The organism is Mesobacillus sp. ABV4_180, from assembly GCF_056158485.1.
Genome location: NZ_JBSWTJ010000001.1, coordinates 2045753 through 2066545 on the forward strand (window position 1 = coordinate 2045753; position 20793 = coordinate 2066545).

Annotated in this window: 23 protein-coding genes and 2 pseudogenes; 15 read left to right on the forward strand and 10 right to left on the reverse strand. The window is 39.0% G+C overall.

The window, feature by feature from the left end; genetic code table 11:
• Positions 1 to 81: 81 nt before the first annotated feature.
• Together ACXAEA_RS10415 and ACXAEA_RS10420 are read left to right on the forward strand one after the other, a co-directional pair.
• Positions 82 to 1257, forward strand: a complete 1176-nt coding sequence (locus ACXAEA_RS10415) for an MFS transporter (RefSeq protein WP_475095816.1) — start codon at positions 82 to 84, stop codon at positions 1255 to 1257.
• Between the two features lie 134 nt (positions 1258 to 1391).
• The gene (locus ACXAEA_RS10420; RefSeq protein WP_475095817.1) at positions 1392 to 1595 is read left to right on the forward strand and encodes a YozQ family protein; all 204 of its coding nucleotides are present in this window, start codon (positions 1392 to 1394) and stop codon (positions 1593 to 1595) included.
• A gap of 292 nt (positions 1596 to 1887) precedes the next feature.
• Here ACXAEA_RS10420 and ACXAEA_RS10425 read toward each other — a convergent pair whose 3' ends face one another.
• From ACXAEA_RS10425 to yhfH, 4 genes are all read right to left on the reverse strand, one after another.
• Positions 1888 to 2130, reverse strand: a complete 243-nt coding sequence (locus ACXAEA_RS10425) for a transcriptional regulator SplA domain-containing protein (RefSeq protein ID WP_475098110.1) — start codon at positions 2128 to 2130, stop codon at positions 1888 to 1890.
• 24 nt (positions 2131 to 2154) lie between these two features.
• A complete protein-coding gene (locus ACXAEA_RS10430) occupies positions 2155 to 2325 on the reverse strand; it encodes a hypothetical protein (protein WP_475095818.1) in 171 nt (56 codons plus the stop codon).
• A 746-nt stretch (positions 2326 to 3071) separates the two neighbouring features.
• Positions 3072 to 3947: a phosphotransferase family protein gene (locus ACXAEA_RS10435; RefSeq protein WP_475095819.1), complete on the reverse strand. Its 876-nt coding sequence runs from the start codon at positions 3945 to 3947 to the stop codon at positions 3072 to 3074.
• Between the two features lie 105 nt (positions 3948 to 4052).
• Positions 4053 to 4187, reverse strand: coding sequence for a protein YhfH (yhfH, locus tag ACXAEA_RS10440; RefSeq protein WP_475098111.1), 135 nt, complete (start codon positions 4185 to 4187; stop codon positions 4053 to 4055).
• 308 nt (positions 4188 to 4495) lie between these two features.
• Here yhfH and ACXAEA_RS10445 point away from each other — a divergent pair, with 308 nt between their 5' ends.
• The 4 genes and pseudogenes from ACXAEA_RS10445 to ACXAEA_RS10460 all read left to right on the forward strand — a co-directional run bounded on the left by ACXAEA_RS10445 (position 4496) and on the right by ACXAEA_RS10460 (position 10023).
• A complete protein-coding gene (locus ACXAEA_RS10445; protein ID WP_475095820.1) occupies positions 4496 to 6652 on the forward strand; it encodes a PAS domain S-box protein in 2157 nt (718 codons plus the stop codon).
• A gap of 248 nt (positions 6653 to 6900) precedes the next feature.
• Positions 6901 to 7059, forward strand: a pseudogene (locus tag ACXAEA_RS10450) (hypothetical protein); the annotation flags it as partial.
• Between the two features lie 24 nt (positions 7060 to 7083).
• A complete protein-coding gene (fdhF, locus tag ACXAEA_RS10455) occupies positions 7084 to 8961 on the forward strand; it encodes a formate dehydrogenase subunit alpha (protein WP_475098112.1) in 1878 nt (625 codons plus the stop codon).
• A 297-nt stretch (positions 8962 to 9258) separates the two neighbouring features.
• Positions 9259 to 10023: a 3D domain-containing protein gene (locus tag ACXAEA_RS10460; protein WP_475095821.1), complete on the forward strand. Its 765-nt coding sequence runs from the start codon at positions 9259 to 9261 to the stop codon at positions 10021 to 10023.
• A gap of 42 nt (positions 10024 to 10065) precedes the next feature.
• Here ACXAEA_RS10460 and ACXAEA_RS10465 read toward each other — a convergent pair whose 3' ends face one another.
• On the reverse strand, positions 10066 to 10845 hold the full coding sequence (locus ACXAEA_RS10465) for a hypothetical protein (RefSeq protein ID WP_475095822.1): 780 nt from the start codon (positions 10843 to 10845) through the stop codon (positions 10066 to 10068).
• Between the two features lie 152 nt (positions 10846 to 10997).
• Between ACXAEA_RS10465 and ACXAEA_RS10470 the strand changes: the two genes are divergently transcribed.
• The 3 genes and pseudogenes from ACXAEA_RS10470 to ACXAEA_RS10480 all read left to right on the forward strand — a co-directional run bounded on the left by ACXAEA_RS10470 (position 10998) and on the right by ACXAEA_RS10480 (position 13985).
• Entirely contained in the window at positions 10998 to 11753 is a 756-nt protein-coding gene (locus ACXAEA_RS10470) for a TraR/DksA C4-type zinc finger protein (protein ID WP_475095823.1), read from the forward strand.
• Between the two features lie 198 nt (positions 11754 to 11951).
• Positions 11952 to 12815 (forward strand): YihY/virulence factor BrkB family protein, encoded by an 864-nt coding sequence (locus ACXAEA_RS10475; RefSeq protein WP_475095824.1) that lies wholly within the window; start codon positions 11952 to 11954, stop codon positions 12813 to 12815.
• 82 nt (positions 12816 to 12897) lie between these two features.
• Positions 12898 to 13985: pseudogene (locus ACXAEA_RS10480) on the forward strand (transposase).
• A 101-nt stretch (positions 13986 to 14086) separates the two neighbouring features.
• Here the strand turns inward: ACXAEA_RS10480 and ACXAEA_RS10485 are convergent.
• Complete coding sequence (locus ACXAEA_RS10485; RefSeq protein ID WP_475095825.1) at positions 14087 to 14626, reverse strand: DUF3231 family protein; 540 nt, start codon at positions 14624 to 14626, stop codon at positions 14087 to 14089.
• Between the two features lie 157 nt (positions 14627 to 14783).
• Here ACXAEA_RS10485 and ACXAEA_RS10490 point away from each other — a divergent pair, with 157 nt between their 5' ends.
• The 3 genes from ACXAEA_RS10490 to ACXAEA_RS10500 all read left to right on the forward strand — a co-directional run bounded on the left by ACXAEA_RS10490 (position 14784) and on the right by ACXAEA_RS10500 (position 16508).
• Entirely contained in the window at positions 14784 to 15383 is a 600-nt protein-coding gene (locus ACXAEA_RS10490) for a YdcF family protein (protein ID WP_475095826.1), read from the forward strand.
• A 105-nt stretch (positions 15384 to 15488) separates the two neighbouring features.
• Positions 15489 to 16307 carry an MBL fold metallo-hydrolase gene (locus ACXAEA_RS10495; RefSeq protein WP_475095827.1) on the forward strand — a complete coding sequence of 273 codons (819 nt, stop codon included), beginning with the start codon at positions 15489 to 15491 and terminating at the stop codon, positions 16305 to 16307.
• 27 nt (positions 16308 to 16334) lie between these two features.
• Positions 16335 to 16508, forward strand: a complete 174-nt coding sequence (locus ACXAEA_RS10500) for a hypothetical protein (protein ID WP_475095828.1) — start codon at positions 16335 to 16337, stop codon at positions 16506 to 16508.
• Positions 16509 to 16572: 64 nt separating this feature from the next.
• Here ACXAEA_RS10500 and ACXAEA_RS10505 read toward each other — a convergent pair whose 3' ends face one another.
• Entirely contained in the window at positions 16573 to 16779 is a 207-nt protein-coding gene (locus tag ACXAEA_RS10505; RefSeq protein ID WP_475095829.1) for a YbbN family protein, read from the reverse strand.
• Positions 16780 to 17347: 568 nt separating this feature from the next.
• On the opposite strand from ACXAEA_RS10505, the gene ACXAEA_RS10510 reads away from it, so the two are divergent.
• Positions 17348 to 17581, forward strand: a complete 234-nt coding sequence (locus ACXAEA_RS10510) for a hypothetical protein (protein WP_475095830.1) — start codon at positions 17348 to 17350, stop codon at positions 17579 to 17581.
• 112 nt (positions 17582 to 17693) lie between these two features.
• On the opposite strand, the gene ACXAEA_RS10515 is transcribed toward ACXAEA_RS10510, so the two are convergent.
• From ACXAEA_RS10515 to ACXAEA_RS10525, 3 genes are all read right to left on the reverse strand, one after another.
• Entirely contained in the window at positions 17694 to 17951 is a 258-nt protein-coding gene (locus ACXAEA_RS10515) for a hypothetical protein (protein ID WP_475095831.1), read from the reverse strand.
• A 329-nt stretch (positions 17952 to 18280) separates the two neighbouring features.
• Positions 18281 to 18724, reverse strand: coding sequence for a hypothetical protein (locus tag ACXAEA_RS10520; protein WP_475095832.1), 444 nt, complete (start codon positions 18722 to 18724; stop codon positions 18281 to 18283).
• 158 nt (positions 18725 to 18882) lie between these two features.
• Complete coding sequence (locus ACXAEA_RS10525) at positions 18883 to 19020, reverse strand: hypothetical protein (protein WP_475095833.1); 138 nt, start codon at positions 19018 to 19020, stop codon at positions 18883 to 18885.
• A gap of 237 nt (positions 19021 to 19257) precedes the next feature.
• On the opposite strand from ACXAEA_RS10525, the gene ACXAEA_RS10530 reads away from it, so the two are divergent.
• Together ACXAEA_RS10530 and ACXAEA_RS10535 are read left to right on the forward strand one after the other, a co-directional pair.
• The gene (locus ACXAEA_RS10530; protein WP_475095834.1) at positions 19258 to 19803 is read left to right on the forward strand and encodes an RNA polymerase sigma factor; all 546 of its coding nucleotides are present in this window, start codon (positions 19258 to 19260) and stop codon (positions 19801 to 19803) included.
• The gene (locus ACXAEA_RS10535; protein ID WP_475095835.1) at positions 19787 to 20692 is read left to right on the forward strand and encodes a hypothetical protein; all 906 of its coding nucleotides are present in this window, start codon (positions 19787 to 19789) and stop codon (positions 20690 to 20692) included. Before ACXAEA_RS10530 ends, ACXAEA_RS10535 begins: the two co-directional genes overlap by 17 nt.
• Positions 20693 to 20793: the final 101 nt, after the last annotated feature.

Genomic DNA, 20793 nt, shown 5'->3' on the forward strand with positions numbered 1-20793 from the left:
GCATTTATTTAAAAAATCTATCCTTATACTAAAATAGTGGTAGAATATATCTCGATTAAATTGGAAGTACGGAGGCAGTGAATGGAAAAGAGAGTAAAAAGGGATATATTAACAATGCAAGGGTTTTACCTGTTCGTGTTTTTTGGGATAGGCAGTTTATTTCCTTTGTTAAGTGTTTATCTAAGTGAAGTAGAAAAGTTGAATGGATATCAAATAGGGATTATTCTCTCGATTGGTCCAGTAATCATGATTTTCTTCCAGTCGTTCTGGGGAATGATAGCGGATATGAAAAATGTTCATAATCGGCTTTTGACAGTTACGACTTTGGTTACAGGAATATCAGCACTGGGTTACCTTTTTCTTGAGGGATTTTTTTCTTTCATTCTCGTAGCGGTAGTACTGGCTGTATTTCAAAGTGCCATTATACCTTTATCAGACAGTATTTCTCTAAAGTATACAAGCCAAGCTGAGGTTAATTATGGGAATGTGCGCTTATTTGGCTCGCTTGGTTTTGGAATTGCCGTTTTTGTTATGGGGAAATTATCAGAGTGGAATCCGCAAGTTATTTTTTACGCTTTTTTCGTTACTTTGGTGGTATCTTCTGCCTTCTCCATGAAGGTGCCAAGGGAAACTGCTGGAAAGCCAATGGGATTGCTGGCAGGGATGAAAGATTTAATGAGAATGAGAAGATTTCTTATTTTTCTGGGTGTAACATTCATGGTTTTTGGCCCCAATTTGGCGAATAATTTTTATTTCAGCTTATTTGTCGAGGACAGAGGAGGCACCTATACTGGAATAGGGATCGCTTTTTTAATAGCAGTATTATCTGAAATTCCTTTTATGAGAGCAGCAGGCAGCTGGATCCGGAATCTAGGACTCCTCCAGGTTGCTGTCATAGCTGCGCTTGTTTCGCTCGTTAGGTGGATATTTTATTTTACTGAGCCTGGATTATCCATGGTGTATGCCTCAGCCGTTATACAAGGGTTTTCATTAGGGTTGTTCATTCCTGCAGGTCTGCAGTATATCCGTGAAATCACACCATCACATATTACTGCCACTGCAGTTACGATTTATTCAGCTGTCGGGAATGGGCTGGGAAATTGGTTTTTTACATTCATTGGTGGAATTATTTTTGAAGAATTCAATATAAACGGTGTTTATTTATTTTTTGCCGGTCTTACATTTATAGGTGTTCTATTGGCAATTTGGCTCTTGCTTGACCATAAAAGACAAATTATTCATACCGATCATCTTTAATGTAACCCCCCTTTTCCTAAAGGGGGTTTTTCTATAGTGTACTTAATGCTGTATAAAAACTTTAACGAGAACAGAGTATGGATTTTGCTCCGGAATCAAAAAATAATTCGAGTAAACGAAAGGAGGGACTTAGCATGAGTAAAGAGAAAAACATAAGCACTGACCTTGCAGGCCGCATGTACGAAACTTCTGATTACAAACGGGAAGATGAGCTTTCAAACGGACTAGCGATGACACATGAGCAGGCTAGTGATAGTTATATGGAAGGCGAAATTGGCTCTAAAAGCGAACGATCGTCAAGAAATAACGAAGTATTGGATAACAGAGGATACCAATAATAGAGAAATGAAGAAAAGCACATCCACGATGTGCTTTTCTTCTTCCAAGGAGAATTTGTCGATTTAAAGCTTTCCGCGTCTGACCACTTTGTTGGGGGTAAGGGTGCCTTTCTTTAGATAGACAAATCCTCCTTCAAATGCAGAGCCAATAACGAGTTTAGAAGATGCTGACAGTACTTTCATCCGCGATCCCTCCTCTGAAAAATTGGCTAGCATTCATAATTTACCCCTTCGGGACATTAGTAAAACTAAGTCGGAATGAGCCTTAATTTATTTGTAGAACTCAGGGGGCTTATGTCTGATATGGATCCATTACATCTAAATAAGCTTTTTCTGCTGCGTCTTGCGTAGCAAAGATAGCATCATCATCTTCAATGACGTGAAAAGTCTCATTTAAAAACAATGCCAGTGAGTTCGGATCTTTTGGATGTTGAACAATTTCTGCTGCCTTAATATTTGAAACTGTAGGTACATGTGGATTTCTGTATATCACAAAAACCTCATCGCCAGATTTTAGATTTTTTGGGTCAATCATTTCCAAAAGAAAAACCTCATTTCGTTATAAGTTCTCGTTCTGCTGTTTTATTTCGTCTCCTGTCAATATTATATTTCCTGCTTCAATATCCCGGTGCTCATCAACAGAACCTCCGGGTACGAATCTTTGGTTAGGTATATATGAAGATTTTATAGTTTTTTCAGTCGATGTGACTTCATTTAACTTATTTTCCAAAGATTTTCACCCCCTCAATAAAGGTAGTTTCTGTATTGTCCGAATAGAGTATGCGCAGTTTTTGGCAGACTGGCAAAGAGTGATATTGTCACCGAATAGACATAAATGTAAGGGTTTACATTGTTTTGCCGGTGGTATAATAAAAGTGTAAAAAGAAATTGATTAACATCTTAGGAGGCTCAACCAAATGTGTTCGTTCCGTAGTGAACGAAGGAAAGGTTTATTCCTAAATTGTTTGTAAGCAATTTCAGAAATTCGCCAACATTTTGGAAACCCCATTTTTAATTTTCACACCGAGGACAATCGAAAGTCTTTACTGTGAATCATTTCAGGTGGCGAAGAGCAGACATTCAGCCTACTCAAAAGTGGTACGCTGAAAAGAAGCTTCTCTCCAAAAGAATACTGTTTCAGTCAGGACAGTATTTGGAATTGAGTATCCCAAAAAATGATGGGAAGAAACTGTAAAGGTCCCTGGTAAACTTTTAAATGTTGCGAATGGAAAAACTGCTTATAAATTAAGGGAATAATGAGTCTCTCGGTGATTATACCGAAAAATGTGTTTGTAAAGGGTCTTCATAAAATCAGGTCATACCTTTTTATGAAATGACACCTTTAATGCGGAACAAACACACATCGGCTATAGGAAGAGAATTATACAACTCAATAGCTCCAAAATGTTTTGGGCTGATGCTGGTTGGGTCTCCTAAGATGTTAAAAAAAGAAGCTCGCAGTCGAGCTTCTTTTTTTTACAGATAGGAACGGATCCCGTTCTTGAAAGCTTGTTCGTCATTATTTTCAATTCCGTGCAGCGCTTCTTGAAGGGCAAACGTACTTCGGTAAAATTTAACTCTCTCTGCTATGCTTTTTCCATCAGGATAAAGATTAATACAGTGGTTGAAGAATTCCTCTCCGTAACTTGAGAGCAACCCTGCAAAGTCGGACGCCGGGTCACCAACCCTTGAACCACCGAAATCGATGATACCTGTTATTTTCGCAGTTTCCGCATCCCATAATATATTGGATGCACCGAAGTCGCCGTGAATCAGAGCAGGGATAATCTTTTGCTTTCTCCAATTATCCATGAATGATTCAAATTGGCAAGAAACTGAATTTCTTGAATCCACACTCATGTATGGATAGACTTTGTTTTTGAATTTGGTATAAAGTGTATTGACATCATCAATTGGATCTGATGATTCTTGATTTATGTGTGTACTTACTGATTCGTGTGGAATCGAATGGATCTCTTTCAGAAATAGCGTTAGCTGTTGTGCAATCTTCATTCTATCAGCTTCCTTAGTGCTAAAAAGTTCATCCTTCCACAGAGGACTGCCCTTCAGCATTCTATAACCAGCAAAAGCTTTGCAAGGCTTAGTATCGTCAAGGGAAATGAAAACCGGAATAGGAATTGGTACAGTAATTTTTGTTTTTATTAGATTTAATATCTCCACTTCTTTCAACATGCTGATTACTCCATTATCGTATTTAGGGAAACGGAAGACCAGCATGTTATTAATGATGATGACATGGTTGTTTTGCCCGAACATATTCATTTCTGTCATATCCACCTCAAGACTGGGATAGATCTCTTTTATGCGTCTTATCAGACTGTTCTTGTCCATAATTTTCTCCTCATAAGTGTTATAGGAAAATTATAGGATTTTTTTGAACAGTTGTCTGCAAGAAGAATAAAAAATACAGGCATCCTAATAGGATGCCTGTATTTTTTATTCTTCCCTTTTAGATAAACAACGATCGCATTCCATTAAGTATGATTCTGCTTGCTCTTGCATACCTTCACCGCATTCTGGACAAACCTTCTTTGGTAAATTACGAAAAAATTCAACTGGACTCATCATAATTAACCCCCCCTTTTTATAGTACAATTTAAATATTATATAACCTGTTATAGTACAGTATAAACAAAAAAAATAATTGTGTAGACTTTTTTAGAAAATTTTAAAAATAGGTGTTTTTTCCTGTCCCATCAATCCAAAGTGGAATACGTAGAATGGAGTTCCTTGTTTTAGCATGAGGAATTTGTGATTTTACTTATTATGTCAATAGCTGAAAATGACAAACTTATTACAAATTATTTATTTACCTCTTTTATTCTTTATCTTTTTAACTTACAATCGAAATGAAATCTTTAATTAGGGAATGATGCAAAATGGATAATCCTGAATTATCCTTTAATCCAATTCTTTTGCTTGTCGCCATTTTATTGACAGTTATGTCATCCTATACTGCACTCGATTTATTTAGTCTGATTAAATCATCAGATCGTAATAAGCGTTTTCTCTTCTTAGGGGGAACTTTCTCTTTGGGGATCGGAATCTGGGTCATGAATTTCTTTGGTATGCTTGCCATGAACCTTCATGGGTCAGTTTCTTACCAAATACCTATTACCATTTTATCGATCATTTTGGTGATATCTTTTACAGCCATTGCCTTTTATATCCTGACAGGGAAGACCGTTAATAAGGCAAACTTGTTAGCAGGCAGCTTTTTCATGACTCTGGCAGTACTTGCAGTCCATATTCTGGGAATGTACTCGATGAAAGTGGATTTCAGTTATCAGCCGGCAATTCTAATCGTTGCTATTGCTCTTGTATTTGCATCCTTTTATTTTTCATTCTGGATGCTGTTTTTTTCAAAGAGTTTTACACAGGGCAGTCATGGGTGGATCAAGCCTTTAAGTGCTCTTGTTGTAACAGCAGCAATTGTTGAAGGCCATTTTCTTCTAACGAGAGCATCTACTATTAATAGTAATGGTACTGCCGCCCAAACTGGAATTCCAGAATCATTGATCAGTTATTTGATCATTTTCGTTTCTGTGCTGATTCTTGCGGGCTTGATCGGGTCAAGCGCTTTGATCAGCAAGAGGCTGGCGGTTTCTGACACGAACCTTAAGGATATAACGGATGCTTTGAATGCATCTGCAATTGTAGCGATTACAGATCCAAAAGGGAATATCACTTATGTCAATGATAAGTTCGTCGAAATCTCCAAATATAGTGAAGCCGAGTTATTAGGGGAAAACCATTCAATTCTGAACTCTGGCTTACATTCAAAGGATTTTTTCAAGAACATGTGGAAAACCATTGGTTCAGGTAGTGTCTGGAAAGGTGAAATCCGGAATAAGGCGAAGGACGGTTCCTACTATTGGGTCCATACCACAATTGTTCCCTTCTTGAGCAGCAAGGGGAGGCCATATCAATATGTATCGATCCGTTCAGATATTACCCAAAGGAAACAGGCGGAGGCCAACCTGAAGGAAACCATGAAAGAGGTAAGTGATATTAAATTTGCACTCGACCAATCTTCCATTGTGGCTTTTACTGATGAAAAGGGAATGATCAAAAGCGTTAATGATAAGTTCTGTGAAATTTCGAAGTATAGCAGGGAAGAATTGATCGGCAAGGATCACAGCCTTTTAAATTCAGGTTTGCATTCAAAAGAATTCTTTAAAAACCTTTGGAAAACGATTGGCTCAGGACAGGTCTGGAAGGGAGAAATCCGAAACCGGGCAAAAGATGGTTCCTATTACTGGGTAGATACAACCATCATTCCATTCTTGAATGAAAACGGGAAACCTTATCAATACCTTGCAATCAGAAATGATATAACAGAAAAGAAAAAATCCGAAGAGATGCTTCACCGTCAGGATAAGCTTGCCGCTGTCGGCCAGCTTGCTGCTGGTGTAGCCCATGAAATCAGGAATCCGCTGACATCCATGAAGGGTTACGCAGAGTTTCTTCAACTGGATGAAATCGATCCGCAGCGAAAAGAATTCATAGATATCATTCTTGATGAAATAGACAGAGTCAATAACATTGTTGAAGAGTTCATGGTACTTGCCAAGCCTAAGTCAGTAGAGCTCGAAGAAAATAACATCATACCGATTGTCCAAAACGTAGTTTCAATGCTTAAATTTGAAGCAAGGAAAAGGAATGTCAAACTTGAATTTGACGTATCAGAGGAAATCGTCCAAATCGAGTGTGATGAGAACCGCCTTAAGCAAGTATTCTTGAATTTTATCAAGAATGGTATTGAAGCCATGCCTGATGGCGGAGACTTACGCGTGAAAACAGAGGTCCAGGATGACAATGTAATAATCTCCATCCAGGATACCGGAGTGGGAATCCCGCCAGAAACACTCAAGAAAATCGGTGAGCCTTTCTACACAACTAAGAAAAATGGAAACGGCCTCGGCCTCATGGTCAGCTTCAAAATCATCGAAAGCCACAACGGCAAGGTCTATATCGAAAGTGAGCAAAATAAGGGAACTACATTTAAGATCATGCTGCCAACGAAAATTGCATAACATCATTCAAGAATAAGGCGGGATTGACCTGCCTTATTTTTTTATGTGTGCTAATCTACCTAATTACCATTCTGCTTCACTGAAAATGGAAAGAGTCAAATTTGGGGGATTCCTTCAAAGCGGATTTTGTCGAAAAAATGTTGGAATTACGACAAAAAATTCTTTTGTTTTTTCAACATCGCTGTGAAAATTTAGACTACTATGGTAGTAAGGAAGATTTATATAAAATAATTGCCGGAGGGGAACGTATGACATCTAATAAACAGATCAAGACTGTCTGTGGTTATTGCGGAACTGGCTGCGGACTGATTCTGGAAGTAGAAGATAATAAGATCTTGAAAATCAGAGGAGATAAGGAAGCACCTGTTAATAAAGGACAGACTTGTGTAAAAGGGGCATTTGCCTACCAATATGTCCATGCGCCAGAAAGACTGAATACCCCAATGATCAGAAAAGCAGGAAAGCTAGTGAAAGCAACCTGGGAAGAAGCATACGATTACATTGCATCTCGTCTGCTTGAGATTAAAAATTCTTTCGGACCAGATGCAATTTCCATGTTCGCATGTGCACGCACTACAAATGAGTCCAATTATGTGACGCAAAAATTTATGAGGACTGCCATCGGAAGCAATAATATTGATGGCTGCAATCGAACCTGACACGCTCCTAGTGTCGCCGGTCTGGCGACTGTTTTTGGAAGCGGTTTCCCTACTAACACTCTTGAAGATATTGACGAAGCAGAAGTTCTCTTATTGATGGGATCTAATACTACTGAAGCGCACCCGATTATCGGGAACCGTATTAAAAAAGCGATTAAAGGCGGTCTCAAAGTCATTGTCATAGACCCGAGAAAGATTGATATGGTCAAATTCGCGCATAAACACCTGCAAATTGATGTAGGAACTGATATTGCACTAATTAACGCAATGATCAGAGTGATTATCACAGAAGGTTTATATGACAAGGGTTTCATCAGTAGGCATACAGAAGATTTTGATGCATTGTATAGTAAAGTTGAAAGGTATACACCTGAGTTTGCTGCTAAAATAACCGGCCTTAATGAAGATGATATAATAGAAGCAGCAAGAATGTATGCTGCATCTGACAAATCAATGATTGCCTATACACTTGGCATTACTGAGCACCATTGTGGTGTGAACAATGTATTTGATATTGCCAATCTGGCACTCCTAACCGGGCATATCGGCAAAAAAGGGTCTGGCATTATGCCGCTGAGGGGTCAAAACAACGTTCAGGGTGCAGGGGATATGGGTTGTTTGCCAAATCAGCTTACCGGTGCTGTCAGTCTGTTGAACGATGAATACAGATCTCGTTTTGAGAAGGCCTGGAATACAGACATCAGCCAAAAAGTCGGCGATACTCAGACGAGGACTTTTGATAAAATCGAGACTGGTGAAATCAAAGCCTTGTATTGTATCGGAGAAAATCCGCTTCTTGCTGATGTTCACATGAATCACACGAGGAGTTTGCTGGAGAAACTTGAATTACTGATCGTCCAGGATATTTTCATGACAGAAACAGCCGAGATGGCCGATGTAGTCCTGCCTGCCAAGTCATGGGGCGAGGTTGATGGCACCTATACAAACACTGACAGAAGAATTCAGCGAGTTCGCACTGCGGTTAATGCACAACCTGGAGTGAAGGAAGATTGGGAAATCCTATGTGAGCTATCGAAAAGAATGGGCTTCCCAATGGATTATGTTTCGAGTGAACAGATTTGGGATGAAGTCAGGAGTCTCGCCTGGGAAATGTATGGCGGCATTTCTTACGGACGATTAGAGACTGAGTATGGCATTCATTACCCATGCCCGGATGAATCTCATCCTGGAACAAAGATCCTCCATGAAAGATTCCATGAGGACGCAGAAAACGAAAGACGCTCAAGCTTTGTTCCGGTTGAATTTACACCTCCACTGGAACAGCCGGATGAACAATATCCTTTCACTCTTACAACAGGAAGACGGTATGAGTCGTACAATACTCATACACAGACTCGCCACTATGCACCAGGAGTAAAAATAAAACAGACTGAGGAAACGCTTGATATCCATCCTGATGATGCTTTACGCATGAAAATCGCTGACGGGGATTTAGTAAGGGTAAGTTCGAGACGCGGATCTTTGACTGTTAAAGCAAAAATAACAGAACAAGTTGTTCCAGGTCTGGTATTCATGAGTTTCCACTGGTCAGAGGTTCCAACCAATGTTCTGACGTTGAATGAATACGACCCAATTTCAGGGACAGCAGAGTTTAAAGCTTGTGCCGTGAGAATTGAAACCATTGCTTGAAACAGCCAAAACCTCAATTGAGGTTTTGGCTGTTTTTTTCTTTATTTCGGTTTTGGCCTATCAAAAATAAAAAGGGAAATAATGGGCGCATATGAAAAAGATAGAATAATTTTCAAAAAAGATAGAAATTATTCATACTATAGTAATAATATAACAGAATTTTCTGATAATATGACATGTTCCCGTTATAATTCTGTTATTCTCGTAATCCAATTTAAATGTGCCTGTTCTTTTTCTCTGGAAATTCTATGTTACGATAATTCACGTGATAAAAATTAGCCGATGGGAGGCAAACAAATGAAAAAATCATTATTATCATTGGTTGCTGCTGCGGCAATTTCTGGAGCTGCCGGCATCCAAGCACAGGCAGAGGAAATCGTCGTACATAAGGGAGATACACTATGGGGTCTTTCAAAGGAATACGGCGTATCCGTCGAATCTATCAAAAAATGGAATAATCTTAAAAGTGATGTTATTCATCCGAACGACTTACTAGAAGTATCTCCTATTAAGTATGCACAAGTCAGAAAAGGGGATACACTCTGGAATATTGCAAAAGCATATGGAGTTTCTGTGAATGAACTTAAAGAATGGAATAAACTATCATCCGACCTTATCCATCCAGGAATGAGCCTGGCAGTGTACACGAATATGCCAGCTGAAATGAAGGCGAAAACAGCAAAACCTTCCGCAACACCGGTTGCGACACCTGCATCTGCACCAGCTAAACAAGTTACAGCAACTCCTGCAGCGTCCAAGCCTGCTGCTTCTTCAAACCAAATCACGGTTGAAGCCACGGCTTATACAGCTAGTTGTGAAGGCTGCTCTGGAATTACAAAAACAGGCGTCGACCTTAATGCTAATCCGGATTCGAAAGTAATTGCAGTTGATCCTTCCGTGATCCCATTGGGTTCAAAAGTCTATGTAGAGGGCTATGGATATGCAACTGCGGAAGATACTGGCGGCGCAATCAAAGGCAACAGAATCGATGTCTTTATTCCTGAACAAAGCGATGCCATTCAATGGGGAAGAAAACAAGTAAAGGTTATAATTTTAGATTAATGGTTCTGAAAAGCATTGGCAAAAGACTGCCAATGCTTTTTTTTATTCTTCCTTTTTTATTTTAGTCTTAAACGTTTTTCCTTTGATTATTTTCTTTTGCGTTAAATTGGGCATGATAATACTTAAGAAAAACTGAGTGATTTTAGAATACTGTTCTTCGATTTTCTCAAGGACGGCATTTGCTTTAGTCGATAAAGATGTCTTTAATTCGCTTAGCTGCCCTGTAATCGTTTCACCTACCGCCTCCTGCTTGCCGAGTCTTTCCATAATTGTTTCATGGAAAACTCCCTGAAGGTCAGTGTGTTTTGCCATCATATCTTGAAGCTCTTCCTGTTTCTTGGCCTGAACAACCAGTGCGTTAGTAACATCCTCATACTCGAGAATCTTTCTATTCAAATCCTGAATCATCAATTCCTGGCAGGCAAGCTGGTCAAGGATTGCCTGGCTGATCAGCTCTTTACTTATGAAATTTTTAGCAAACTGTTCATGCAGCATTTCGATTTTAGCTAACTTACCATCGATTTCAGAAGTGGTTTCTTTTTGTTCAGAGAAATTCACCATAACCTTTTCTGATAAATTTTCCTGTTTCGCTAAAAAAGAAACTAATTCGCGAAACTGATTATATTGTTCATTGCGTGCCAGCTGCAAGGTAGTATCAAACTGCGATACACTCCCAGTCAATTCTTCATTCAGTTTCTGTTGTTCGAGTAAAACTTCCTGCAGATAGTTAAGATGGAATTTATCCTGATTGCTGTTGTCAGCATCAATCTCGGTCTTTTTATAAATCTGGGGTGAAATATATCCGTTGACGAAAAGCGACATAGGCATCACTCCTTGTTATTAGTTGTCATATATCCTATGACTCCCCCTGAAAAAGTGGTACTTGCGGGAAAGATTACACTTATTACCTTTTATTAAATGAGGCGGATTGCAGCAAGCTAAGAAAAACCGCTTTTTAGAAAGGAGCAGCTGATATGCTTACAAATGAGCAGCTGTCGGCATTCAAGGCAGAGCTTCTCAAAAATAAAAAAGACCTTGAATCACATTTAGAAGGAAATGATCACTTCGGTTTAAGGAGTGGACATGGACATGAATCCACGGGCGAGCTTTCGAGTTATGATAATCACCCGGCTGATGATGCTACTGAGTTATATGAACGGGAAAAAGACATTGCTCTGAATGAACATGTGGAATACCAAATTAAGAATATTAATAAAGCGTTACAGGCAATAAACGAAGGAACATACGGCAAATGTGAAATTTGCAGCAGGGAAATACCTCGTGAACGTCTTGAAGCTGTACCAGAAACAACATACTGTATTGACCATACACCTGACCGCACAGTGTCACATAACAGACCAATTGAAGAGGGAGTACTGATGCCTCCTTTTGGCAAGTTCGATTTGGATAATAAAGATGAAAATGTTGCATATGATGCCGAGGATTCCTGGCAGGAGGTTTCAAGCTGGGGAACATCAGAGACACCTTCTGATTTCGTTACGCCACAGAATCATTATAATGACACATATATTGAATCGGAAGAAAATGTCGGTTACGTTGAGGACTTCGAAAACTTTGTTGGAAATGATATTACAGGTAAGCAAATCACTGTGTATCCCAATAAACAACATGAAAAATATGAGGACGAATTGGATCAGGAAGGAATCATGACTTCGTTCGGAGACCTGCCAGCTTTCGAGCATGACCCGTACGTTGAAGATGACAAGTAAACAAAATGCAACAGGCCATTCTTTATATAAGGAGTGGCCTTTTGCTTGGGAAGTCTTGATGGCCATAAATCAGCGATCGTTTTTGCACTGAATGAGAACTAGGAACAAAATACATACTGGATTAATTTATCATGATTAAAATCTCTCGGGACGGGGAAAAGACAAGCATACTGGAAGACAACGAGAGGTGAGTTTTAGGTGAAAGAAAAAATAATTCATTATGGGAAAACCCTGTTTGATGAGTTGAAGAAAGACAGGGCAACAGGGCTGGCTGCTCAGCAAGCATACTACTATATGTTGGCTTTGTTTCCAATGCTGATCCTGTTGATTGCAATTGTTCCATATTTAAACATTGATCCTCAAAAGGCGATTGATGTAATAAATAAGTTGCTTCCATCAGAATCTGCACAATTGCTCAGGGATAATGTAATAAAGCTGGTCAGTGAGCGGAACGGCGGATTGCTGACATTCGGGATCATCGGTACAATCTGGTCTGCTTCAAATGGAATGAATGCGTTCATAAAAGCAATGAACATCGCTTTTGATGTAGAAGAAACGAGATCTTTCATTAAAGCAAGGCTCGTATCGATCATGCTAACAATCGGGTTGATCCTTGCATTTGTAGTTGCGCTATTACTGCCGGTGTTCGGTAAAGTCATTTTAGACGGCATTCAGTCGTTTATCCATATTCCAACGCAATTTGAAGTAATCTTCAGCATCGTTCGATGGATAGTGGCCTTTGTTATCATGGTAGCGGTAATTGCCGGGTTGTATAAAATCGCTCCAAATAAGCATTATCCTTTTAAACACGTAATTCCTGGAGCAGTTTTTGCAACAGTGGTTTGGCAGCTGATCTCTCTCGGATTTTCATTTTATGTCAGCAATTTTGGAAATTATTCTGCAACTTATGGAAGCCTGGGAGGCGTCATCGTTCTCATGTTATGGTTATTCCTTACAGGCCTGGCACTCGTTCTTGGCGGTGAAATCAACGCAATTTACCACAGGGATAAGACAGGCGAAGAAACGTTTGAAGATAAAACCACAGCATCAGCAAGAGGGTAACACACAAAAAAACAGCAGAAAAATTGAACTGCACCCCAGATGTTAGACACATAGGCTAACATCTGGAGGTGCAGTTTTTATTATGGCTAGATTTACTGCTGAGGAGAAAATACAAGCTGTAAAAAGGTATATTAATGGAACAGAAGGACATCAAACAATTGCGAAGGATATTGGAGTTAACCACGGGGTTTTCTTTAATTGGATTCAACAATATCAACACCATGGAGAACAAGCTTTTGAAAAACGATATACAACTTATTCTGTTGAAGATAAACTGGAAGTACTAGAATATATGATTGAAAACGGGACGTCTGTTAGGGAAACAGCTGCGATCTTTAATATTCCAGAGCCTTCTTCACTTTTAAAGTGGCATAAACAGTTTGAGATGGAAGGAATAGACGCCCTGAAACTAAAGAAAAAGGGGCGTCCATCAATGAAGAAAGATGATAGGAAGAATACTCAAAAACAGAATGAGGAAGGTTATGTTGAATCACTTCAAGCTGAAGTGGAACGCCTTCGAATGGAAAATGCCTATTTAAAAAAGTTGAGTGCCTTAGTTCAAAACAAGGAAAAATCACCAAACAAGACAAAGCGCAAGTAGTCTATGAGTTAAGGCAAGAATTTTCGGTCAAGTCACTATTGAAGCTGGTATTCCCCGCAGTACTTATTTTTATAGGGTTCAACAATTGGATAAGCCCGGGACGCTGAATTAAAAACGCTTATTCAAGAGATTTATGATGAGCATAAGGGCCGTTATGGATACCGTCGTATCAGAGATGAATTACACAATCGTGGTCATAAAGTAAACCATAAAAAAGTACAAAGAATTATGAAGGACCTCGAATTGAAATGTATGGTCCGGATGAAGAAATATCGTTCCTATAAAGGAGAAGAATGCAAGGTTGCTCCAAATACCAACTTAAATTAAAGAAAAATAGCATCACACAGAGTATGTCCCGTAAGGGAAACTGTTACGCTAATGCGGTAATTGAGAACTTTTTTGGCATTTTAAAATCAGAATTTCTGTATTACACCGAATTTAATAGTATTGAGCATTTTAAACAAGAGCTCAATCAGTATATAAAATACTATAACCATAAGAGAATAAAGGCAAAACTAAAAGACATGAGTCCAGTACAATACCGGAATCATGCCCTCCAAGCTGCCTAAGAATAACCTGTCTCACATTATGGGGTCACTTCACGATTTAATTCGATTCTGCTGTTTTTTCATTGTTACTACCTTTTTCCTAGTAACGAATAGTTGTGCGATTAACTTTCTGTAGATTTTACCTGCAATGGAGGTGGAACAAGCCATCCCTTTGTTTTATTTAATTTGAGCATTTTGGCACCAAATTGTGCTTTGGCCATATGGAATTGACCATACATTAAAGCAATATCTTCCCTGATCGATTGTCCGATCATTGTGCTGGCAGAAACTAAACCTTCAGCAACATCCTTTGAAACTGCAGCTGCGATTTCAGGATCACTGAATCTTGCTCCTGGTGGTATGTCTTCTAAGTGAGCAATCGGACGTTCTGGCGGTGCAGGAGGAAGTCCAATCCCATTTGTTTTTAGTAAATCCTCAACCTGACGATTTTCTTCCTTCATCGCCTCAATTGCTTCTTGAACTAGCTTTTTAAGATCCTCATCACCAATATGATTGACAAAAGTCTGATATCCGGCGATAAGTCCATGATTCACAGAAAGATGGGTCCATGTACCAAACACTTCTCCATAATGCATCGGTTCATCTTTAGGATTTCCGCTTAAAATTCCCATAATCGCACTCCTTATCGTTTCTATGTTCATATTTTTCTCCTTATGAAAGGAAATTGACCACGATTGTTATTTTGCATCATATGCCGTTGAAAATACCTCCATAAATTTGGAAAAAGAAGGTGAAGGCCTGTGAATGGAGAATGTTAAGTAAAACGTAAGAATTTCAATGATGCTCGAGGTGTGATAAATGAAAATTTCCGAATTAAATCCAAAAACACTTACAGATGAACAAATTTCTAACTTATTGTATGAAAATATTTCTGATGATCAGGTTAATGGGGATTGTATTGTCGTGTTAGGCAGCAGCAAGGCGATTCAATACAGGCTGCCAATCGGAATGCAGTTATACAATGCCGGAAGGGCTGAGAAAATCCTTTTTTCCGGGGGAGTTACCTGGCCTGGGACAGACTTGCCCGAGTCACATTTATTGAAGAAAAAAGCCGTTGAGCAAGGGATGCCGGAAGAAGATATCTTAATTGAAGACATCTCATTAAGCACGAAGGAAAACATTCTTGCATCTTCACTGGTACTCGATCGATACTTTGAATTGCACAATATTAAGCGTCTTTTAATTGTCACCACTACTTATCATATGCGAAGGTCTTTGTTGACTTTTAAAACCTATATGCCTGATTGGATTCAGTTTAGCCAATGTCCAGGCGACGACCTACACACACGGAAAGATAATTGGTTTTTAACTGAACTTGGGAGGAAGAGAGCTGAAACGGAGGCGAGAAAAATAATTGAATACATTCGTATCGGCGGTTTGATGGATGGTGAGCTGTAATATTCTCAGTCTAAAGTATGAGAGGAAACACAACATCCCTACGATTTGTTCTTTGGTTAATTCCAATAAACTTAAGGTATCAAAGGACTTTGGAAGGTGTCGAGAATGAACCATTTCATTTGCAGTACATGTGGGGTACAATATGAAAAAACAGGAGCAATACCAGAGTTTTGTCCAATCTGCACTGATGAAAGACAATATATTAACCCTGAAGGACAATCGTGGACCACATTGAATCAGATGATTGAATCGGGGCTATATACTAATACAATAATGACAGAAGAGATCGGCTTGCACAGTATCACAACAGCACCATCATTTGCGATTGGTCAGACTGCATATTTAGTGCAGAACAGAGGATACAACCTTTTGTGGGATTGCATTACCTATATTGACGAAAAAACGGTCGAAGAAATCAATCAATTAGGCGGAATTGATGCCATTGCCTTATCACACCCTCATTATTATTCAACACAAGTTGAATGGGCTGAGAGATTCAATGCTGTCATTTACATTCATGAGGATGACAAGGAGTGGGTGACCAGGTCCAGTGAGCGAATTATTTTCTGGTCAGGAGATTCCCTCGAGGTTGATAAGGGCCTTACGCTGCATCGGCTCGGCGGCCATTTTGAGGGTGGTACCGTTTTACACTGGAAAAATGAGCAGGGAATCCTCCTCACTGGTGACATTGTTCAGGTTGTCGCAGACCGACAGTGGGTGAGTTTTATGTACAGCTATCCGAATCTCATTCCTTTGCCAGCCATTCAGGTAAAAGATATGGCTGCAAAAGTAAATGATCTACAATTCGAAACACTTTATAACGCCTTTCACAGAGTGATAAAAAAACAAGCTCATCAATCCGTCCAAAGATCGGCAAAAAGGTATATCGATGCATTGGAAGGCAAATATTCGAATAGGATATAAAAACTTTTTCCAAAAGGGGGGCTGACATTGACCTGGCTATTCTTTGTCATTCTTGGCATATTAGGTTTCGCCCTCGTCATTGACCATCAGCGGAAGAAAAATAATAATGATCCTGCTAAAATTACACACCCTCACGCCAAACCTGGTGATAGTTCGAACTATATGATGGGGGACAACAAGCACTCTGATGGCGGTATGTGACCAATGTTCATTGGATGATGGGACCTATAAACCATAAGGAGCCTGTGATAAATACAGGCTCCTCTCATTCTCCGTAAAATCCTTCATATATCCTCGAGAGATCTTCCCTTAATTTTTCGACCTGAACGAACCTTGCCTCTCTTAAATATTCCCGTCCATCTGCATATAGGACAAGAACCGGCACCGTGAAGGCCATCAGGAAACCCGCGATCTCCTCTACCTTTCCGGCGTTCACCAGTCCCGTTTCGATTTTCGGAAAATTCTCCAGCACTTCCTCAACCTGAGGAAGCAAACCATGGCAGACGCTTCAGCTATCTGTCAAAACATAAATAAAGCTTAATTCATGATCATTAATCAGGCCATTTACTTCTTCAATAGACATCAATTCTTTCAATGTAAAAACATCTCCTCAATTTACTGATACCCAATTACAGTTAGGATACCCCTTGTCCTTTTATCATACTAAAAAAAGGAGATTGGGTATAATGCTATATCATTGATTCGATAAGGTATTGATTATGAAAGCAAAGTGCTAAATTTCTTTTACGGCGTTTAAGATAGTGTAAAAGGAGAAATTCAAACAAGTGTCGGCAGTTTGATCTTGGTCATTTAAGCAAAATAAGGCAAAACTAGAAGCGACTCTCTTCGAAAAGGAGGTCGTTTTTTTTATTTTTTACAAGGTTTTTCCATTTTTTTGTCGAATAGCTTATCCCTTTAGGGGACCCAAGGATTACGATGCAGAACTATTCTTTTATGACGAAAACGCCAATATTATCGGCCGCGCGCCTAAGCCCCCCACATTAGAACACCCTTTTGGAACGGACCGAAATGGTCAGGATATGGTGCTGATCAATGTGTATGGCATGAAGTTTACGATCCTTGCCGCGTTCACGATTACAGCTTTGAGAGTTTTTCTGGGAGTATTAGTTGGGGTGATCATTGCATTGTGGATTCCAAAAGCTAAAGTTTATTTTCAGTATTTCTTCCTGGGGTTCCGTTACATTCCAATGTTGATTATCGCTTTATTCCTGATGGGACCTGTCACAGAACACTTTACAGGAATCTCTGTCTAGATCGTTACATCCTATCAAATCGGGGTTCTGACAATCATTGCTTTCCCTTCACTGGTCATATCGACTATAGAGTTAATTGGCCAGATAATAAAACAATCGTTCGTTATCACATCTAAATTGATGGGGGCTGGAAATTGGCATATATTCGCAAGACACCTGTGGCCTTTTTTTTAAATCTTTTGGCCTTCTCCTCGTTGTCCAGCAACTCTTTAGTACTGTGATTATCCTGATGCAGCTTGGAATATTCAATGCATTTCTTGGCGGGCAAACGGAGCAGGGAATCTTCATCGGAGATACTACACTGCCAGAAACACTTTCTAATGAGTGGGCAGGATTGATTGCCCAAAATTTCAGAGTACTGAGGTTTCATCCATGGATCCTCCTCAGTACATTATTCTGTTTCTTTTTCTTAATTAATTTACTTAATATGATGAAAAAAGAAGTTTAAAAGAATTTTTCCATTGATCATCCGACCTCGATTCCTGATGATCAATATAAATCCATATCCCCGTTAATCCCTGAAAAGAATGTAGTGAGCAAGAAGTCATTTACATTGTTAAATGATTCTTCCAAAAGTGTTGGAACATAAAACAGCTGTCCATTTGCAGCTGTTTTTTTGCTGTTGGTATACAATTTTGTAAATTTCTAAATACTTTGAACAATAAAAGCATTAAACTAATCAGTAGTATCCTTAATCTTTTATCGTCTTCTTCGCCGCTTTAGGTGTTGAATATCCATCTGAAGGTTTTTCAATTGTAAATCTTTTTCGTTTAAAATATTTTGAGTTTGTGCCAGTGTTTCTTTTACATGGGATATCTCTGCTGACAATTGTTCAAGGTCCTGTTTAACATGTGATGTCGATGTTGTTTCTTTATTCTTTTCATTTTTTTCAACAGCATTGACCGACTTTGAAAGCAAGGATATAGTCGAGGGGGAAATTAAACTCTGAGCTTTTGAAAGCAGGGAATCAATCGGGATATTTTTAAGTTGTTCAGCAATGTTGGGCTGGCCATTTTTGTCTGAATGTCCCTTGCTATCATTTTCCGATTTCTTTAACAAGACCTGAGCGAAATTGAAAATTTCATTCAAAGACAGGTCTTTCTTCGAACTATCTTGATTTTTCTTCATCTTCTCATCTTTCAATTCAATATCATCCTTTCTAAATATTTTGTTTCTTTCAATTAATCATTATGAATTTTGATGGGTTTCGCATTGTCTAGAAAATAGTGAATCTCCCGGGCCAATACCGGTATAGCCAGGGAGACTGTAAGGGGATTCAGCTGTCAAATCTTTCATCGAGATTAAGCAGCACCGTTTTCAGTAGCAATAACTTCGCCAATGCAGTTGAAAAGTACATCAACTAAAGCATCCTGCCCAAGCAAGATTGCAATGACTAAAGCAATTGCTAGCAACAGCACAACGATCGCAGTAATAAGCATCTCTCCACCCCCTTCCATTTTAGAAGATAGGTAAGATCCGAACCTTACAACAACATCATATGAAAAAAAAACGGACGAGCATCAGCTTGTATCATAGATTTATAAAGTCGGGCTGCCCTTTTTAAAAAAAAGAGTTTTTACTAAATTAAAGAAAAAAGGAACATTTTTTTAAAAAAATCGATAATGAACTGTCACAATTTTAAATATGATCCGACTTATTATAGGAGAGGAAATGAGGTGGGGGATATAACTGAATATCAAAAAGAACAACAGGTTATGGAATGGTATGAAACCTATTATAAAGACATTTATCGGTTCATTTTTTATATGATTGGAGACCAACAACTCTGCGAGGATCTTGTACATGATACTTTCTTGCGTGCGTACACCTCATACGATCGGAGGGACGACAGAGGAAATGTGAAAACCTGGCTTTTCAGCATTGCAAGACATCTTGTTATTGATGAAATCCGCAGGAGGAAAAGAAGACGAATTTTATCCATATTTTCAGGAGAACAAGATATTCAATCTTCATTCGATATGGAACAGTTTGTTATACACCGGGATTCGATAAAGAAAACCCTTGAAGCAATCCAAAAGCTAAAACCCGATTACCGCCTTGTGATTACGTTAAAAAAGATTGAAGAACTTTCTACAAAGGAAATCGCTGAAATCCTCGGCTGGTCTGAAGTGAAAGTAAGAAAAACATTGTCCAGAGGATTAACTGCCTTGAGAAAAATGGATCCATTGGAGGGAGGCGGTCAACATGAACAAACAATCTGATGATCATTGGAAATTGATGAAAAAGCTAGCGCCAGAAGTGGAACAAAGCAATAGAATGAGAAACCGCATCAGGTCTTCGATTCGGACTAAACCTGTGACAAAGGTGAAAAACAAACTTTTTGAGGTTAAAAGCTTTGTACTTACCGCCTTGTTTTTATTCATATCTGCTGGACTGTTATTTCAGCTGCAAAATCATGATCAAACTGATGAAAGAACTGTTCAATCAAGCGTTAATCGATACAGTTTCACTTGGGATTTAGAGAAAGTGTATAGCAAAAAAAGGGTTAATGGCTATGATTTTTTCGAAGAAGGAGAGTCAGATCCTGTAGGGTTTTCAGAGTCCGTCACTGTCACAGAGAAGGAGAAAATCATCAATTCCAGGCCAATGAATACTGCCAAGGAAATGGAGAACTTTCCTTATCCAACAATGTTGTACATCGAACATGTAAAAATGATGGATGTAAGTCTCCGCTACCATTTTTTTGTGGATATCGGCCAGCAAACGATGCACTTTAGTTTTGATTATCCCAGACTGGAATATGCTGATATCTTCCAGATCATAGCGTCTTTAGATTTTAAAAAAACTATACCATACAAGCATGAATCCCAGCTTTACGTCACACATGGCTATGGTTTTCTCCCATATCCAGTCGGACTGACTCCAGTCGAGATTTCAGGGAACACAGAGAAATACCACTGGAAACAAGGGGGGGTGGAAAGCTATAAAGAATACCTTGAGAAAATTAAGTCTTCTGGACAATGGAAGCAAAAAAATGCTGAGGGGTCATTTCAAATTTTTGAATCAGCGAATGGTTTAGAAATTGTTAAGATTGCAATCAAAGAAAAAGAAATCACTTATTTGTATTCATACCCAAATAGGGAGGATTAAAGAGATGCCGGCTGGTATCTCTTTTTTTGCTCATAAAAAAAGGATTTCTCATGGTTGCGGTGAATAATTCTTCAAGGATAATCTATTATTTGTTATAAAAG

Coding starts and splice junctions, on each gene's coding strand:
- ACXAEA_RS10415 (WP_475095816.1), top strand. CDS start 82: ATGGAAAAGAGAGTAAAAAGGGATATATTAACAATGCAAGGGTTTTAC.
- ACXAEA_RS10420 (WP_475095817.1), top strand. CDS start 1,392: ATGAGTAAAGAGAAAAACATAAGCACTGACCTTGCAGGCCGCATGTAC.
- ACXAEA_RS10425 (WP_475098110.1), bottom strand. CDS start 2,130: ATGATTGACCCAAAAAATCTAAAATCTGGCGATGAGGTTTTTGTGATA.
- ACXAEA_RS10435 (WP_475095819.1), bottom strand. CDS start 3,947: ATGGACAAGAACAGTCTGATAAGACGCATAAAAGAGATCTATCCCAGT.
- ACXAEA_RS10445 (WP_475095820.1), top strand. CDS start 4,496: ATGGATAATCCTGAATTATCCTTTAATCCAATTCTTTTGCTTGTCGCC.
- ACXAEA_RS10460 (WP_475095821.1), top strand. CDS start 9,259: ATGAAAAAATCATTATTATCATTGGTTGCTGCTGCGGCAATTTCTGGA.
- ACXAEA_RS10465 (WP_475095822.1), bottom strand. CDS start 10,845: ATGTCGCTTTTCGTCAACGGATATATTTCACCCCAGATTTATAAAAAG.
- ACXAEA_RS10470 (WP_475095823.1), top strand. CDS start 10,998: ATGCTTACAAATGAGCAGCTGTCGGCATTCAAGGCAGAGCTTCTCAAA.
- ACXAEA_RS10485 (WP_475095825.1), bottom strand. CDS start 14,626: ATGAACATAGAAACGATAAGGAGTGCGATTATGGGAATTTTAAGCGGA.
- ACXAEA_RS10490 (WP_475095826.1), top strand. CDS start 14,784: ATGAAAATTTCCGAATTAAATCCAAAAACACTTACAGATGAACAAATT.
- ACXAEA_RS10495 (WP_475095827.1), top strand. CDS start 15,489: ATGAACCATTTCATTTGCAGTACATGTGGGGTACAATATGAAAAAACA.
- ACXAEA_RS10510 (WP_475095830.1), top strand. CDS start 17,348: ATGGTGCTGATCAATGTGTATGGCATGAAGTTTACGATCCTTGCCGCG.
- ACXAEA_RS10515 (WP_475095831.1), bottom strand. CDS start 17,951: ATGAAACCTCAGTACTCTGAAATTTTGGGCAATCAATCCTGCCCACTC.
- ACXAEA_RS10525 (WP_475095833.1), bottom strand. CDS start 19,020: ATGCTTATTACTGCGATCGTTGTGCTGTTGCTAGCAATTGCTTTAGTC.
- ACXAEA_RS10535 (WP_475095835.1), top strand. CDS start 19,787: ATGAACAAACAATCTGATGATCATTGGAAATTGATGAAAAAGCTAGCG.